We start from the raw sequence: 15,504 nt of genomic DNA, 5'->3' as shown, positions 1-15,504 counted from the left end.
AACGTCATGATCATGCTATAGGATCAGGGAGGAAAGCATATGAGAATTAAAGAAAAAGCGACAGAACTTTCGTCAGTTCAACTCATTGTACTTTTTTATGTCACTGCGGTTGTGCTGTCGACCATTTTATTAAGTCTCCCAATTGCCCATCAGGAAGGTGTTCATTGGAGCTTTATCGATGCATTGTTTACAGCGGTAAGTGCGATTAGTGTAACAGGCCTTACAGTTGTATCTACTGCTGATACCTTCAGTACAGTAGGGACATACATACTAGCATTTGTTCTACAATTTGGTGGGATTGGCATCATGACACTTGGTACGTTTGTTTGGCTGTTAATGGGAAAGAAAATAGGAATGAAAGAGCGTCAGCTGATTAGTACAGATCAGAATCGAGGTACATTAGCAGGATTAGTAAAATTAATGAGACAAATTCTTGGACTTATTCTTCTATTTGAAGCAATTGGCACCGTTATTCTCGGAATTTATTTATTAAAATATTATGATACGTGGCAAGAATCATTTCTTCAGGGTTTTTTTGCTGCAGTCAGTGCGACCACAAATGCAGGATTTGATATTACAGGAAATTCACTTGTCCCTTATGCCAATGATTATTTTGTACAAACCATTAATATGATGCTGCTAATTTTAGGTGCAATCGGATTCCCTGTCCTAATTGAATTGAAAGATTATTTGTTTCAAAAAAAGGAAGCTGTTGCTTATCGATTTACTTTATTTACGAAGGTTACAAGCACGACGTTTTTTGGACTCATTATCATCGGAACTATCCTTATATGGGTTTTAGAAGCTGGGCATTTCTTAGCTGATAAATCCTGGGATCAAGCCCTGTTTTATTCCCTCTTTCAATCGGTGACAACGAGAAACGGCGGCCTCGCAACGATGGACGTAAGTGAATTCGCTTTACCCACACAGATGGTTTTAAGTTTACTTATGTTTATTGGAGCCTCTCCAAGCAGTGTAGGAGGGGGCATACGAACAACAACGTTTGCTGTTGCAGTCTTAACAGTGATTCATTTTGCTAGGGGGCGGAAGAGCGTGAAAGTTTTTGGAAGAGAGCTCCTTCACGATGATATTATTAAATCGTTTATCGTTATCTTTACCGCAACTGGACTGTGTGGTCTTGCAGTAGTGATTCTTTCAGCAACCGAATCATTCTCGCTAGCGGCAATTATCTTTGAGGTAACTTCAGCTTTTGGAACAACCGGTTTATCTCTCGGAATTACCTCAGAACTAAGCACCGCTGGAAAATGTGTGATTATCTTCCTCATGTTTGTTGGAAGAATCGGGATTATTTCCTTCTTACTTATGATGCGTGGGAAAGCTTCAGTTGAACATTATCATTATCCAAAGGAGCCAATTATTACTGGTTAATGAGACTTCCGTAACAAATGTATCAATAAGAATACGTTTTCATTCGTGCTAATATTTTCTTCCTAACAGGGGTATAGGTATACTACTTCTCATTCTTAAGGAGGAAAGGATCATGTATTCAAAAATAGTAGTGGCTTATGATCGTTCTGAAGATAGTGAAAAAGCTTTACATCAAGCGGTTAAATTAGCAGACTTAAGCAAAGCTTCTATTTATTTAGTGCATGTTGCAAAAGAATCTAATAAACTTTCAAGCCAACCCGCGACAAGAATTCCCTATGGTACAGGAAGTATTGGAAATGAAGGGCACGCAGGTGTCCCGGCGCCGGTTCCTGAACAACAAAATGGAGTCATGATTGAAAGAAGCGAGGGAGAGGCTATCCTACGTGAAGTAAAGGAAACATTACAACATATGGGTGTTAATGTTCATTCCGAAGTAAGAAGTGGTGATCCCGCGAAAGAAATTGTAGATCTAGCTGTAATGACAGAAGCTGATTTAATCATTATTGGAAGCAGAGGATTAAGTGGTATTAAAAAATGGGTACTTGGAAGCGTTAGTGAGAAAGTGGCGCAACAGTCTCCTTGTCCTGTCTTAATTGTAAAATAAAAGCCTGGCTACCAGGCTTTTTTTATTTGGTATAATGTTAAATAAAAATAACTTAAAGTAAGGTTTACTTAACATTTTGTTTGGTGTAGAATACTATTATAAGAGATGAGCGAGGAGTTAAGGGGATGCTGAAGAATCGAATTAGAGAGCTAAGAGCACGATTCCAATTAACACAGCAGCAGCTAGCTTCCAAAGTGGATGTAACAAGGCAAACGATTGCCGCTGTTGAAAAGGGAGAGTATGTCCCATCTTTATTGCTTGCAATGAAGATCTGTCGTGAATTTGACATGGCAATGGAAGAAGTATTTCAATTACAGGAGGAATCGGAATGAAGTTATCTGTGATTTACATGTTGAATGTCATTGTTCTTGGTCTTTTTGGATGGGCAATGGTAACCTATTACGATGCCGCATCCCAATTTCAAAATTTCATGAGCGGTAATGGGGATGAAGTAATGATTAACATGACACCTATCCTGATTACTCTTCTCGTTGCTAGTATTATTGGATTTGTGATTACTCGCAATAAGAGAAGAAATAACAAAGGGTGGAAAGAAGCTCTTCTGCTTCCTTCCGAACTATGTGAAGACGATGAACGAGAAAAAAACTTGACGGCCCATGCTTGTCGAAATGCTTACATTGCAATGATGTTTGCTTCGCCACTTTTAATTGCAGCTATGACTTTGCAGCCTGTCATTTCGAAAGATTTCTCAGGCTATCCCATTTTGGTTTTGCTGCTGCTACCATTTGTTCAAATGAGTGTCTTTTATTTATCTCTCCGTAGAAAGTTAAAATAAGTTTTACCAGCAAAGTTTCACAGTGAACTCGCTACAACGATCATCGTTTCCTGCATTAAAATCGATACGTATGGCATCTGGGGTATAGGAAAGATGGAAGGGAGAAGTGACACCAGCCGCTTGAATTAAAGAGTGAACATGAGATTGATCATTTTTTTGTGCTGCATCTTTTAATTCATGAGCAAACTGGGCATCCTTGTTCACTTTATCTAGGAGTTTTTTCCCTTGCTCCATGAGATTTGTACATGTTGCAGCTGAACGCTGGAAGCGGGTCACTTCAATAGGCGGGTAAGGACGATAATAAGAGTGGAAAAAGGGAGAATAAGGCCATTCGCTAGATTGATTGTGATTAAATGACATCATTGTCCTCCTGTAGACGTGTTACTCTTACCTTATGGCACTAATTCTAAAGGTGTGCGTCTCCTATGGATTTGTGAAATCTGTTTCGAACAGGTTACAATAACGCAGAAGACGTTTGGAGAAGGAGCATGATGTTTTGAAGAAATATGTTATATTTACAATCAGTCTGGTTTGCCTTTATTTTATTTTAAACTTAATAATTGGTTCGGTTGTGAATGCAGTGTTCCAACCAGAGTGGTTAACGGTTTGGGGTAAGGCGCAGCAATTAACGAGAACAGTGACATTCGGCCTTTTATATAACCCCATCGATCTGATAAGTTTGGTTTTATCATTGGTAATCAGTTTGGGCATTACTTCTAAAATAAAATCATCTTAAATCGTGCTGAGGCACGATTTTTTTGTTTTTAAAGATAGGAGGCATTGGTTATGACGTTAATGCAAAATGTGAGAATAAAGTGGGTAAAGGAGTGGTTGGAGTGAAAATCAAACAGATTAAACAGAACTTTCCTTATCATCTTCTACTTGAAGCTGATCCATCTTCCGCTCATATTGACCGTTATATAAGAGAGGGATATTGTTACGTAGCGGTGGAGAAGGAAGAAATCATTGGGGTCTATGTCCTAGTGAAAAAAGAAGAGTACACATCTGAGATTATTAATATTGCTGTAAGAGAGGATAGAAGAGGGCAGGGGATAGGGAAGCTGCTTATTCATGACGCCATCCAAAAATCTGCAACTCATGGCGCAAAGAAGGTTGTCATCGGGACTGGTAATTCGAGTCTCGATCAATTAGCGCTCTATCAGAAATGCCACTTTCGAATCACAGAAATTATTGAAGGTTTTTTTGATAGTTATCCGGAACCGATTATTGAAAACGGAATTGCTTGTCGGGATATGATTCGACTAAGCTATGTAATAGAGTAAGGATGTTCAAATGAATACGCCTATCAAAGTGGTGCTCTCTGAACTCGAACACTTTACCGAAGTGGTGCTTCAAAGGAGAGGGATGCTAGTTATTCCTTGAATGATCTTATGGAATCGGAATCCTTAGAAAAAAAGTTGTAAACGCTTTCCTTTTATTTGTAAAATAGAGGTGAATGGAGGGGAAAAGATGAAAGACGTTTTTATTTTGGAAGGTGCAAGAACGCCATTTGGATCATTTGGAGGTTCACTTAAGGATATTAGTCCAACTGAGTTAGGAATCACAGCAAGTAAGGAAGCGCTCAAAAAAAGTGGGATAGAGGCTAGCGAAATTGCTCTTTCTGTGATTGGAAATGTCATTCATTCCACATCAAATGCCTCTTATCTTGCACGTCATATTGCCCTTGGGACAGGAATCCCAATTGAAAGTCCTGCGCTAACAGTAAATCGTCTGTGTGGGTCTGGCATGCAAGCCGTCATTTCAGCCGCTCAATCCATCATGATGGGAGATGGCCAAACTGCTCTCGCCGGAGGAGCTGAGAATATGAGCTTATCTCCATATACTTTAAGAGGAAGTCGTTTTGGAGCTAAAATGGGCGCTCCAAAAATGGATGATATGCTGTTGGCGACGTTAACGGATGAGTATACCGGAACTGGAATGGGGATAACGGGGGAGAACCTTGCAAAAAAATATGGGATTTCTAGAGAAGATCAGGATGAGTTCGCTACTCAAAGTCAGCAAAAAGCAGCGGATGCAAGAGAAAAAGGCTTATTTGCGGACGAAATTGCACCGGTTGAGATAAAAGGAAAGAAAGGAATTGAAACCTTTTCCATTGATGAGCATATTCGCGAAGGAACGACTGCCGATAAGCTAGCCAATTTAAAGCCTGCATTTAAAAAAGATGGAACGGTCACTGGTGGAAATGCAAGTGGAATTAACGATGGAGCAGCATCGGTTGTATTAGCAGAAGAAGAGTACGTTACGTCAAAGAATCTCAAGCCGCTTGCTCGCATTGTCTCCTGGGGAATAGCAGGAGTAGATCCTTCAATCATGGGAATCGGTCCGGTTCCTGCTATACGCCAAGCATTGAAGAAAGCAGGACTGACGTTGCAAGAAATGGACTTGATTGAAGTGAACGAAGCATTTGCAGCTCAGTATTTAGCGGTTGAAAAAGAACTTGAGCTTGATCGCTCACGTGTGAATGTGAACGGAGGGGCAATCGCTTTAGGACATCCGGTTGGTGCTAGTGGGACGCGAGTACTTTATACATTGATAAAAGAATTGAGACGTAGAAATGGAAAATATGGTGTTGCTTCCCTATGTATTGGTGGGGGACAAGGAATAGCTATAATCGTTGAGGTAAACTAATTTGTCAGAAAACATTGCCAATTGTGGTCAAGTTGCGTATACTAAAACTACTAACTAACGGAAAGGGGTTGTGCATGATGGTAAATAACAAAAAGAATGCGCTGTTAATTTCATATCGTGCACAGTCCGAGTGGTGAGAAGTATTTTTACTTCTGTTTAATAAGATTAAAACCATGGACTGTGCACCCCACATGTCCATGTTTTTTTTTCGTTATCAGTCAAAGTGGCTGATTGTATGAGAGGAGCCGGCATTTGTGTACGGCTCTTTGTTATACGCACACTTATTAATCAGGAGGCTTTCAATTGAATCGAATCGCATTAGGATGGAACTCATTTTTTGAAGATACGTATCAGACGGTAAATAAAAAAGAATTACTCCCAGCTCGAGTGAGAATGGAGCATCGAGGAAGTTATGTGCTTTCAACAGGAGAAGAAACTTACACAGCAGAGCTTTCAGGTAAGTTCAGGTTTGAAGCCGAACATCGTGATTCTCTGCCAGCGGTTGGTGATTGGGTATTGATAAGTCCTGGAACGGATCAAAAAGCAATGATCCACTATCTTTTTCCTAGGAAAAGTAAATTTTCAAGAAAAATAGCCGGTACCACTACAGAGGAACAAATTATTGTAGCCAATGTTGACACAGTCTTTCTTGTTAATGCTCTCAACCAAGACTTTAGTCCAAGTCGGATTGAACGATACCTTCTCATGGCATGGGAAAGTGGCGCCAACCCCGTAATTGTCCTCAGTAAAGCAGATCTTTGTGAGGATATTGAAGAAAAAGTAGGTGCACTATCTAGCATGGCTGTAGGGGTGCCAATTCATGTCGTGAGTTCAGCGACTGAAGCAGGACTAGAGAGCTTATTCCCTTATTTAACGGAGGGCACGACTACTGCTCTCCTCGGCTCTTCAGGTGCTGGAAAATCTACTCTTATTAATAAGCTATATGGCCAAGATATACAGGTTGTACAAGATATCCGCGAGGGTGATGGTAAAGGAAAGCATACGACAACCAGTCGTGAGCTAATTATGCTTCCATCAGGTGGCGTCCTAATTGATACGCCTGGTATGAGAGAGCTTCAGCTCTGGGAAACAGATTATCTTTCTCAAGGCTTCCCTGATATTGAGGCATTTGCACAACAATGTCGCTTTAGAGATTGCAGGCATGATGGTGAACCAAGGTGTGCCGTAAGAAATGCCATAGACGAAGGGGTATTAGAAGAAAGAAGGTTTGAGAATTATAAAAAATTTCATCGTGAGCTTGCATTTCTCGAACGACAAACGAATAAAAAAGCTCAGCTTGATGAAAAGAAAAAATGGAAAAAGATAGCCGGAGATCGTACGAGAAAACATCGCTAGCTGGGGAAGGAGACGGATTAGATGACGGATAAACGCTCTGTTTTAAACGAATATGCTTCGCTAATTACTTGGTTAGAATCGACTGCACTAAAGATGAGTAAGGATGTTTTTTTTCAGCCTATTAAACAAGGGAAATGGTCTCCAGCTGAAATTCTGTCTCATATCATGAAATGGGATCATTATCTTCTTAAAGAAAGAATTCCTTTTCTTCATAGTGAAGCCAATCTACCTAGACTGGATCATGTAGAAGAAGTCAATCAGCGTGCAGCAGAGTATGCGAGATCTGGCTTATCAAAAGAAAAATTAATTGCTGAAACCATAGAAGCGAGAAGGCAAGTGGTGGAACGTCTTCAGCGAATTAATCCAATCGAGTGGAAGAGTACATTTTACATCGATAAGTATCCAAATTGCCTTACAAGCTACATTAAAGGCCTTATTGAGCACGATGATCACCATAAACTTCAAATAGAAGTCTTTATGAATAAGCATGGAAGTTCTTTGACACACTTTTCTTCTTAGCCAATCTCATTCGCTCTCCTCCTTCTAAATGGTCGGATAAGAAAGACAGTCCATGGTAACGCTAAAAAAGGGGAGGTGAGAAGAATGGCAAAACATAAAGCTAACCCTACAACCAATGGCCTGGCTTCATCCCAACCTGAAGGACAGGGTACGGGTGTAGAAGTAGGAATAACGTACGACTCTAAACGAAAAAAGAAAAAGAAATAACAACGAAGCGCTGCTATGAGCAGCGCTTTTTAGATTGTATATCGAGTTTTCCTTCCTTAGTAAATTTCTGCAAACTGTCTGATGTGTAAAGTGTTTAGTACGCTAATGAGGCGACTTGTTGCTTCAAGTAGGTTTTCTTTCGATAAGGTAGCAAGAGGTATTTTGATCCTGACAGCTTCTTCATGAAGTGAAGGTGAAAGCAATACATGTGCTTCAAAAAGCGCATCCATCAATTCCTCAAGATGTAAGGCGGGTTTAAAATCAAACCAGATTGCCGTAGTGTCTTCTACCTTTAAAAAGGTTATTTGGTCTTTTAAAGTATTTAGTTTGTTGTGAACTTGTTGTTTTCTTTCAAGTAATTCTTCTTTTACCTCTTCAATGTGTTTATGGATTTCTTTTGAATGAATAATGTTATAAATAATTTCAAGAAAAACGGGTGAAGGGATCATGCTAAGTTGAACTTGAACTTCCGATACTCGCTTTAAGACATGTTCAGGGCCTAAAATCCATCCTAAACTTAAACCAGGGGCGATACCTGTAATGTGTCCGATTTGCAAGACGAGTTTTCGCTCCATGCCAAGTTCGTAAAATGAATGGGGATTGTTATCGTGAAATCCTTTGAGCAAAGAGAATTCAACTAACTCTATAATAGGAATTCCTATTTTTTCACATAAGGTTATTATTTTTTTTCTTTGTTGGGTTAGAGCGGCTTGCGTTAAAGAGCAGTCATGGGCTGTTAGTGAACTAGAAATAATTAGTTTAATTCCATCTTTTAGGAATTGTAGGTTGCTTAAAGGTTGCTCATTAGAGTAACGAATAACCTGGATGCCAGAAGCTAAAAAAAGATTCAGTAGTGAATCGTTTATCGGCTCCTCAACCGCAATCACATCTCCGGGGTTTAGAAAACATTTCATAGCTAACAGCACAGCTTGTTCAAGACTGGATGACAATACCATGCTTTCAGTCGAAGGAGAGTATTGAATAAACTGAGTAATTGCGTGATTCAATTGAATGGTCGTTGGAGAAGTTTGTTCGCTATTCGTTGTATAGGTGGCTAAATCATAGGCATTTCGAGCAAGGCACAACTCAGGCGCCGGAATACTTGAGTTTAAGTTAATGAACGAGGAATCATTCATCTTGGAATAAGATTTTTCTGCTAACGGTGTGTCTTCAGATAAATGCTGATTTCGAAGCTTATTCCAGGTAGTAGAATGACTAGGGATTAAGTCGGCCGCATCTAAACTGACTCGCGTCCCACTTCCTTGTCTAGATGTAATAAGCCCATTTGCTCGTAATTCAGCATAAGCAGTCGTAACAGTGCTCCGATTCACTCCAAGTTGAACTGCTAGATCGCGTTCAGCTGGTAGGGTATTACCCGCTTGGAGAGAGCCATTTATAATTGAATTTTCATAGTAATCAACGATTTGTTTGTACAACGGTTTGCTGCTCTCTGTATGGAGTACAAATCTCGCCATTGCCCATCACCTCACCCCTATTATAGAGAATTTTAGAGATAATTGTATAAAATTTTCAAAAAAATATAGCGAAAGCATTTCACTAAAAATACAGGTTTTAAGCCATTAGACGGATATTTTTGTAGAAAAAAACAAAATGGCTGGTATACTTTTGGCTAAATTGGATGGTTACAGAAAGTTTTTTGAAATTTAAAATAAGTTTAATCATTCAGTTAATTAAGAATATTCAAACCTCTAATCGGTATTGGTTACATATGTTGAGTGATATGACCTCCCTGTTATAGATCTCACGACGTTTTCCCATCGATTAGTTTTGTTTGAATGGCTACATAAGGTCTACTTAAAATAGACCTTAACTGAATGGTACAAACAAATAGGGGGTAACACAATGAAGAAAAAGTTTTCGCTTCTGCTTTCGGTCATCTTATTGTTAAGCCTTTTCCTTGCAGCGTGTTCTGGTAATTCGAACACATCAAGCAACACGAACAGTGAAGGAGAAGCGACTAGCGGAGATAGCGATAGCTCGGAAGGATCAGCTGAACAGGTTCTAAATTTAACAGATACACAGGATATTCCGACTATGGACTCAACACAAGCAACGGATACTGTTGCATTTAACGCGATGAACCAGGTATTCGAGGGTCTTTATCGTCTTGATAAAGATAATAAGCCTGTTCTAGGTATGGCGGCAGAAGAGCCGGAAGTTGAAGAAAAAGACGGAGAAACTGTTTATACATTTAAAATTCGTGAAGATGCGAATTGGTCTGACGGCACGCCAGTGAAAGCAGACGATTTCGTATATGCATGGCACAAAATTATTCACCCAGATACAATGGGCGGATATGCATCTATGATGGGTGCGGCAGGTATTAAGAATGGTAATGAAATCATCACTGAAGGCGATCCTTTATACGGTAAAGTAGAAGAACTTGGTGTGAAAGCAGTAGATGAAAAGACACTGGAAGTTGTTGTAACACAAGAAGTTCCGTATTTCTTTGACCTTCTCACATTTGCATCTTTCTACCCACAACCTTCAGAATTTGCTGAGGAGCAAGGGGATAATTATTCACTTGAAGCTGATACAATGCTTTACAACGGTCCATTTACGCTAGCTGAATGGAATCACGGGGAAGGCTGGAAGCTTGCGAAGAACGATGGGTACTGGGATGCTGACACAGTACAGTTGAAAGAAGCGAATTACAAAATCGTAAAAGACGAAGCAACGCGTGTGAACCTTTATGAGACTGGAAGCATCGATCGTGCTGCTCTAAGTGCAGACTTCGTTGATCAATTTAAAGATCGTGAAGATTTTACGACCATCCTTGATACAACGATTTATTTCCTACGCATGAACCAGAAGAATGAAGCACTTGCGAACAATGATATTCGTAAAGCCCTATTCTTGTCCTATGACCGTGATGGTCTTGTAAATGTATTGCTTAACAATGGTTCAGTAGCAGCTCGCTATCTTGTACCAAAAGAATTCCTATACTTTAACGATGAAGATTTCCGTGCACCAGCTCCAGACGGCTATCTTGCCGATCAAACTGCAGACGATGCTGCTGAGTACTGGAAAAAGGGTCTAGAAGCTCTTGGTACAGATAAAGTTGAGCTTGAATTCCTTACAACGGATAGTGACCTTGCTTCTAAAATCGCAGAATATGCGAAAGATCAGTTTGAATCTAAGCTAGACGGACTTACGATTACAATCAATAAGCAACCTTGGAAGCAGTTCCTTGATCTTGAGGACGCTGGAGACTTTGATATCTCAACTGGTGGTTGGGGACCAGACTATCCAGATCCAATGACTTATGTATACATGTTTGAAACAGATGGCGCATACAACCGTATGGACTACTCTAACGAAGAGTATGACAAGCTGGTTTCTGATGCTAAGACTGAATCTGACGAACAGAAGCGTTGGGAAATGATGCAAGAAGCAGAGCGTATTCTAATTGAAGAAGATACGGCGATTCTACCAACTTATCAAGGTGGTTCTGCTATAATCATGAAAGACTATGTGAAAAACTATCACATTCACAAGTTTGGTGCAGATTCTTCTCTTAAATGGGTAACAATCGAAAAGTAAAAGTTTCATTAGATAAGCGCGAGCCATTAGGCTCGCGCTTTTTTTAAGGTTGAGATTGTTGTGTCGTCTGGTGGTTGTCTAACCATTCTGGAAGTATTCGCTGACGTGTATGCTGTTCAAAAGCATAAGCAAGCTTAATTAATTGGGGTTCGCTAAACGCTTTTCCTGTAAAGGTAAGGCCAAGTGGTTTTTTATTAGATGTGAAACCTCCAGGAACGGTTATAGAAGGATAGCCTGCTTTTGCAGGGAGTGTTGAGCCATATGACCCTACAAAAAGCAATGCGTCTAGTTTTTCAGTTTCCATAAGGAGGTCTAAGCCTTTTTCTTTTGCTTGAGAGATATCTCGGACGCGACTGTGCAAATACTGTGCTTCTGTTAAAGATCCGCTCGTTTCATTTGCTTCGAGTAAAACGGATTGACCGTAAGGAAGAGTTAACGGGTTTTGTTGATAGTAATTAATAATCGATTGAAGGTCACGGAAAGAAGCGCTTGTTTCTTTAGCTAGGTATCGGTTAATACCAGACTTAAACTCATAACGTAAAACCTGATAATCTTCTTCAAGCTGTTCTTGATCTGAGCAAATTTGGTCAATATTTATCATCGTGCAACCCATTTCTTTAAGGTCTTCGCTTGCTTTATCTAATTTCTCTTGTTCTTCCATATGCATCGTATCGTAATAGCCTTTCTGAACAATTCCAATTCGTAATGGTTCATATAACATAGGGAGTAGATAAGGCGTGTAATCTTTTTGGAGAGGGGTAGAATGTGTGGCAGGATCCATAGGATCTTCTCCTGTCAAATGACTAAGAAGAATAGCTGCATCTGTTACATTTCGGGTCATTGGGCCGGCCGTATCTTGTGAAAAAGAGATTGGAATAATACCTGAACGACTAATTGTTCCAACAGTAGGCTTAAGACCAACGCCTCCATTCGAACTTGAGGGGCTCAGAATGGATCCGTTCGTTTCTGTTCCAATCGCAGCGGTAGCAAAGTGACAAGCAATGGCAACGGCTGATCCAGAACTGGATCCTCCTACGTCAAGAGTACGAGGGCCATATGGATTCAGTACCTGTCCGCCTCTTGAACTATACCCATTTGGCATTTTATCGCTCATGAAATTGGCCCATTCGGTCATATTGGTTTTTCCTAAAATAACAGCACCCGCGTGACGCAGTTTCTTCACTAAAAAGGCGTCATCTTTGCCATAGGAAGTAGCTAGAGCTTGAGAGCCAGCACTTGTATGCATGTGATCGCCTGTATTGATATTATCTTTTAATAAAATTGGAATGCCGTGTAGAGAACTTCTTATCCCTTTTATTTGGCGCTCACGATCAAGAGATTCTGCAATCATGACTGCTTCAGGATTGATTTCTAGAATGGCGTTCACTTTGTGATTATGGTCGGCGATTTGATTGAGATAAAATTGAACGAGCTGCTTTGAAGTGAATTTTTGAGCAAGCATCGCCTGTTGAAGATCGAGAATCGTGGACCTCTCTAACCAATCGATAGATAGCATTTCTTGTACCTCCCAACACTTTTTATACCTATTTCGATAATAAATGGAAAATCCCTTTTACATCCATTTGTTCTTTATTCGGATAAATAGGACAACAAAAAACCGAACCTTGTCTTAAGGTTCGGTTTTAATTCGTTATGCCACTCTCGTTTGGCGAGCAAACCAGGGTTTTAATTTTATAAAGAAGGCAACAAATATACTTGCTACAATCGCGCCTTTTATGAGATTAAATGGTGTAATACCGGTTAATACAAGTGCTTGACGGGCAGAAGCTGACATTTCTTCAAAGCCCATGAACCAGGTGTATGCTGGAAGAATAATTAAATAGTTCAACAATCCCATCATTGCTGACATTAAAATTGTTCCAAGCGTCAAACCAAGGGCTAATCCCTTTTGCGTTTGATTAAACTTACGGAATAGAAGTGCTGTTGGTACAACAAAGAATATTCCCGCAATAAAGTTAGCCATTTGACCAATTGGGACACCTGTAAAGCTACCTTGTATCCCAAAGTGAATAAAGTTTTTAATCGCTTCTACAAGGATTCCTGCAACTGGACCATATAGAATGGCAACAAATAGCGCTGGAATATCACTGAAATCGATTTGAAGGAAAACAGGAAATCCAGGTAGCGGAAAATCTAAAAGCATTAACAAGTACGAAATACTGCTGAACATGGCAACTACAATCATGCGCTGCGTTTTTGAAACACTTTTCATTTTGACATTGCTCCCTTTTTTTCGAACCACCGAAAAAGGAGATGTGGTCCCAATGCACACAAAAAACCATGAGTATGGGGCTCATGGTTACGGCATGGGGAAATAAGCAAGCTTCTATAAAAATTCAAGAAAGCTTACTACTCCACCATCTTCTCCCATCCAGACTATACTGTCGGCTCTGGAATCACACCAGATCCTGCCCAAAACACAGGCTCGCGGGCTTGAGGAATTGCTTATCCTTCACCGCCGGTCGGGAATTACACCCTGCCCCGAAGATAGTTCGTTATAATGTTTACAAGTACATTATACAGGGAGAGAGAACATTTCTCAATAAAAACCTCTTGAAACTAAGGTATATTATGATAACGCTTTCAAAAATAATATTAAAAACTCCCTATCCATTAGGACAGAGAGCTTGAAGTAAGCGTTATTATTTTTTCTCAGAAAGCCATGTCGCGACCATTTCAGCTTCTTCCCCTTGAATAACGCCAGCGGGCATGCCGCCACTTTTCCCATTTTTGATAATCTCGAGAATTTCATCTTTCGAATACTTACCACCAACGGCTTCAAGTGCTGGACCAGCACCACCACCAAGGTTTTCACCGTGACAAGATGCACAGTTTTGTGCAAAAACTTTTTCAGCTTCTCCACCAGCGGAATCGCCGCCTTTTTCACCGCCACCTTCTTCAGCTTGCTCACCATGACTGGCTTCATTTCCACCAGCGTGTTCTTCGGTTGTGGAAAGCCAGTATGTAAAGCCTACAACCATAACTAGGAACAAAATTATTGCAGTAATATAAGCGGATGATTTACCCATTCTGTTCACCTCCTGTATCCTCACCTTTATCATACTTTTCTAACATTCAATTATCAAATATATTTTGCTTAATTCTTCCTGAATTATGTATCTATGAGAACTAGTAAATAAATCTTCTAATTTAACCTGGCAATTCATAGACATAGAGTGTGAAGTGAATGAGAAGGAGGGAAGAGAAATGAAAAACAGCTCTCCAAGGCTGTTTGGTGATACAAGCAGTAGAGAAATTCGATTCATCTCTTTTTTTACAGTTGCAGGACTCATTTTTTTATTTGTAGTAGCAGGTGTCATTTCCTCTTCGGAAACGAAATACCAGCTTTCCTCTTCTATGTTACATGATTGGATCACGAGCTTTTCAACAGAAGCGATGGTATATGGAATGGGGACTGAGAATCACTATTTAACGCAAGTATTGCCCGAAGAAAGTGAACCGCCAGCGCTGTCACTTGTCACATTTCAATTTATTACGAGTGTGAAACCTGGCGATATAAGGAGTCTTCTAGGAGGGGAACTCCCAGGTTTTGCATTATATGATGCTAAAATTCACGTTGCTGGAGAAGGGACAAACTTTACGAATCTTCCTGTAGAATCCGCCCCGCCTTTGAATGATTTGCTTAAAGAAAGAGAAGTCCCTACAGAGAAATTAGAAATTAAGGATACTAAGGATAAGGTCACACCACCACTTCAAACAACAAATGGAAAGAAAGTCGCCTTTATTTATCATTCGCATAGCTATGAATCTTATCTCCCTCTATTAGGTCTTGAAGGAGAAAAAAATGCTGATCTAGCGATAGATGGAAAAACAAATATTACGTTAGTAGGGAAATTGTTGGGAGAAGAACTTGAGGACAGAGGAATTGGCGCTCAAGTAGATGATTCCAATATAGGAGCTTTATTAAAAGAAAAGGGATGGACCAATGGAAAAGCCTATGATGTTTCTAGATCAATCGTTCAGTCCGCTGCTGCTGGGAATGAGGATCTTAACTTGTTTATCGATATCCACCGTGATTCATTAAGAGAAAAAGATACTACAGTTACGATAAATAATGAAGAATATGCTCGTACTGTATTTGTGGTGGGGGAAGAAAATCCAAATTACGAAAAAAACCTAGCGCTTGCAAAGGAACTTCATGAAGCTCTAAAAGCCAAGTATCCTGGATTAAGTCGAGGAGTTATCGGTAAAAAAGGGCAGGGAGTGGATGGTATATATAATCAAGATTTATCACAAAATGCCATGCTAATTGAAATGGGTGGAGTGGACAATAACCTTGAACAACTCAGCCGTACTGTAAAGGCCATTGCAGATGTCATAAGCGATTATTACTGGGGAACGCAGAAAGTAAATAAATAAAAGAAGGAAGCGCTGTGAA

16 protein-coding genes and 1 riboswitch are annotated in these 15,504 nt (G+C 40.0%); of the genes, 11 read left to right on the top strand and 5 right to left on the bottom strand.

Annotated features, from left to right (window positions below; all coding sequences use genetic code 11):
• The first annotated feature begins 39 nt into the window (after positions 1–39).
• The 4 genes from PQ511_RS13275 (at position 40) to PQ511_RS13260 (ending at position 2,789) form a co-directional block, all read left to right on the top strand.
• On the top strand, positions 40–1,389 hold the full coding sequence (locus PQ511_RS13275; RefSeq protein WP_273852379.1) for a TrkH family potassium uptake protein: 1,350 nt from the start codon (positions 40–42) through the stop codon (positions 1,387–1,389).
• A gap of 112 nt (positions 1,390–1,501) precedes the next feature.
• The gene (locus PQ511_RS13270; protein ID WP_273852378.1) at positions 1,502–1,993 is read left to right on the top strand and encodes a universal stress protein; all 492 of its coding nucleotides are present in this window, start codon (positions 1,502–1,504) and stop codon (positions 1,991–1,993) included.
• A 125-nt stretch (positions 1,994–2,118) separates the two neighbouring features.
• The gene (locus PQ511_RS13265) at positions 2,119–2,325 is read left to right on the top strand and encodes a helix-turn-helix transcriptional regulator (protein WP_224598273.1); all 207 of its coding nucleotides are present in this window, start codon (positions 2,119–2,121) and stop codon (positions 2,323–2,325) included.
• Positions 2,322–2,789: a hypothetical protein gene (locus PQ511_RS13260; protein WP_273852377.1), complete on the top strand. Its 468-nt coding sequence runs from the start codon at positions 2,322–2,324 to the stop codon at positions 2,787–2,789. The genes PQ511_RS13265 and PQ511_RS13260 overlap by 4 nt, the downstream gene beginning before the upstream one ends.
• Before the next feature lie 3 nt (positions 2,790–2,792).
• Here the strand turns inward: PQ511_RS13260 and PQ511_RS13255 are convergent, their stop codons facing one another.
• On the bottom strand, positions 2,793–3,149 hold the full coding sequence (locus tag PQ511_RS13255) for a YuzC family spore coat inner layer protein (protein ID WP_273852376.1): 357 nt from the start codon (positions 3,147–3,149) through the stop codon (positions 2,793–2,795).
• A 476-nt stretch (positions 3,150–3,625) separates the two neighbouring features.
• Between PQ511_RS13255 and PQ511_RS13250 the strand changes: the two genes are divergently transcribed.
• The 5 genes from PQ511_RS13250 to PQ511_RS13230 all read left to right on the top strand — a co-directional run bounded on the left by PQ511_RS13250 (position 3,626) and on the right by PQ511_RS13230 (position 7,520).
• Positions 3,626–4,072, top strand: coding sequence for a GNAT family N-acetyltransferase (locus tag PQ511_RS13250; RefSeq protein WP_273852375.1), 447 nt, complete (start codon positions 3,626–3,628; stop codon positions 4,070–4,072).
• Positions 4,073–4,259: 187 nt separating this feature from the next.
• Positions 4,260–5,438, top strand: a complete 1,179-nt coding sequence (locus PQ511_RS13245) for an acetyl-CoA C-acetyltransferase (protein WP_273852374.1) — start codon at positions 4,260–4,262, stop codon at positions 5,436–5,438.
• Between the two features lie 303 nt (positions 5,439–5,741).
• On the top strand, positions 5,742–6,794 hold the full coding sequence (rsgA, locus tag PQ511_RS13240) for a ribosome small subunit-dependent GTPase A (RefSeq protein ID WP_273852373.1): 1,053 nt from the start codon (positions 5,742–5,744) through the stop codon (positions 6,792–6,794).
• Positions 6,795–6,815: 21 nt separating this feature from the next.
• A complete protein-coding gene (locus tag PQ511_RS13235; protein ID WP_273852372.1) occupies positions 6,816–7,313 on the top strand; it encodes a DinB family protein in 498 nt (165 codons plus the stop codon).
• An 84-nt stretch (positions 7,314–7,397) separates the two neighbouring features.
• Positions 7,398–7,520: a YuzL family protein gene (locus PQ511_RS13230; RefSeq protein WP_098446566.1), complete on the top strand. Its 123-nt coding sequence runs from the start codon at positions 7,398–7,400 to the stop codon at positions 7,518–7,520.
• Between the two features lie 56 nt (positions 7,521–7,576).
• Here the strand turns inward: PQ511_RS13230 and PQ511_RS13225 are convergent, their stop codons facing one another.
• A complete protein-coding gene (locus PQ511_RS13225; protein ID WP_273852371.1) occupies positions 7,577–8,995 on the bottom strand; it encodes an aminotransferase class I/II-fold pyridoxal phosphate-dependent enzyme in 1,419 nt (472 codons plus the stop codon).
• Between the two features lie 388 nt (positions 8,996–9,383).
• On the opposite strand from PQ511_RS13225, the gene PQ511_RS13220 reads away from it, so the two are divergent.
• Entirely contained in the window at positions 9,384–11,084 is a 1,701-nt protein-coding gene (locus PQ511_RS13220) for a peptide ABC transporter substrate-binding protein (RefSeq protein ID WP_273852370.1), read from the top strand.
• 43 nt (positions 11,085–11,127) lie between these two features.
• Here the strand turns inward: PQ511_RS13220 and PQ511_RS13215 are convergent, their stop codons facing one another.
• From PQ511_RS13215 to PQ511_RS13205, 3 genes are all read right to left on the bottom strand, one after another.
• Positions 11,128–12,600 carry an amidase family protein gene (locus PQ511_RS13215; RefSeq protein ID WP_273852369.1) on the bottom strand — a complete coding sequence of 491 codons (1,473 nt, stop codon included), beginning with the start codon at positions 12,598–12,600 and terminating at the stop codon, positions 11,128–11,130.
• A gap of 135 nt (positions 12,601–12,735) precedes the next feature.
• Positions 12,736–13,317 carry an ECF transporter S component gene (locus PQ511_RS13210; RefSeq protein WP_273852368.1) on the bottom strand — a complete coding sequence of 194 codons (582 nt, stop codon included), beginning with the start codon at positions 13,315–13,317 and terminating at the stop codon, positions 12,736–12,738.
• A 143-nt stretch (positions 13,318–13,460) separates the two neighbouring features.
• Positions 13,461–13,598: riboswitch (FMN riboswitch) on the bottom strand.
• 149 nt (positions 13,599–13,747) lie between these two features.
• A complete protein-coding gene (locus PQ511_RS13205; protein WP_420541711.1) occupies positions 13,748–14,086 on the bottom strand; it encodes a c-type cytochrome in 339 nt (112 codons plus the stop codon).
• 226 nt (positions 14,087–14,312) lie between these two features.
• Here PQ511_RS13205 and spoIIP point away from each other — a divergent pair, with 226 nt between their 5' ends.
• The gene (gene spoIIP / locus PQ511_RS13200; RefSeq protein ID WP_273852367.1) at positions 14,313–15,485 is read left to right on the top strand and encodes a stage II sporulation protein P; all 1,173 of its coding nucleotides are present in this window, start codon (positions 14,313–14,315) and stop codon (positions 15,483–15,485) included.
• Positions 15,486–15,504 lie beyond the last annotated feature (19 nt).

The organism is Guptibacillus spartinae, assembly GCF_028610625.1.
GTDB lineage: Bacteria > Bacillota > Bacilli > Bacillales > Guptibacillaceae > Guptibacillus > Guptibacillus spartinae.
Note: the sequence above shows the minus strand (reverse complement) of the source record. Positions and strands in the feature narration are given on the sequence as shown.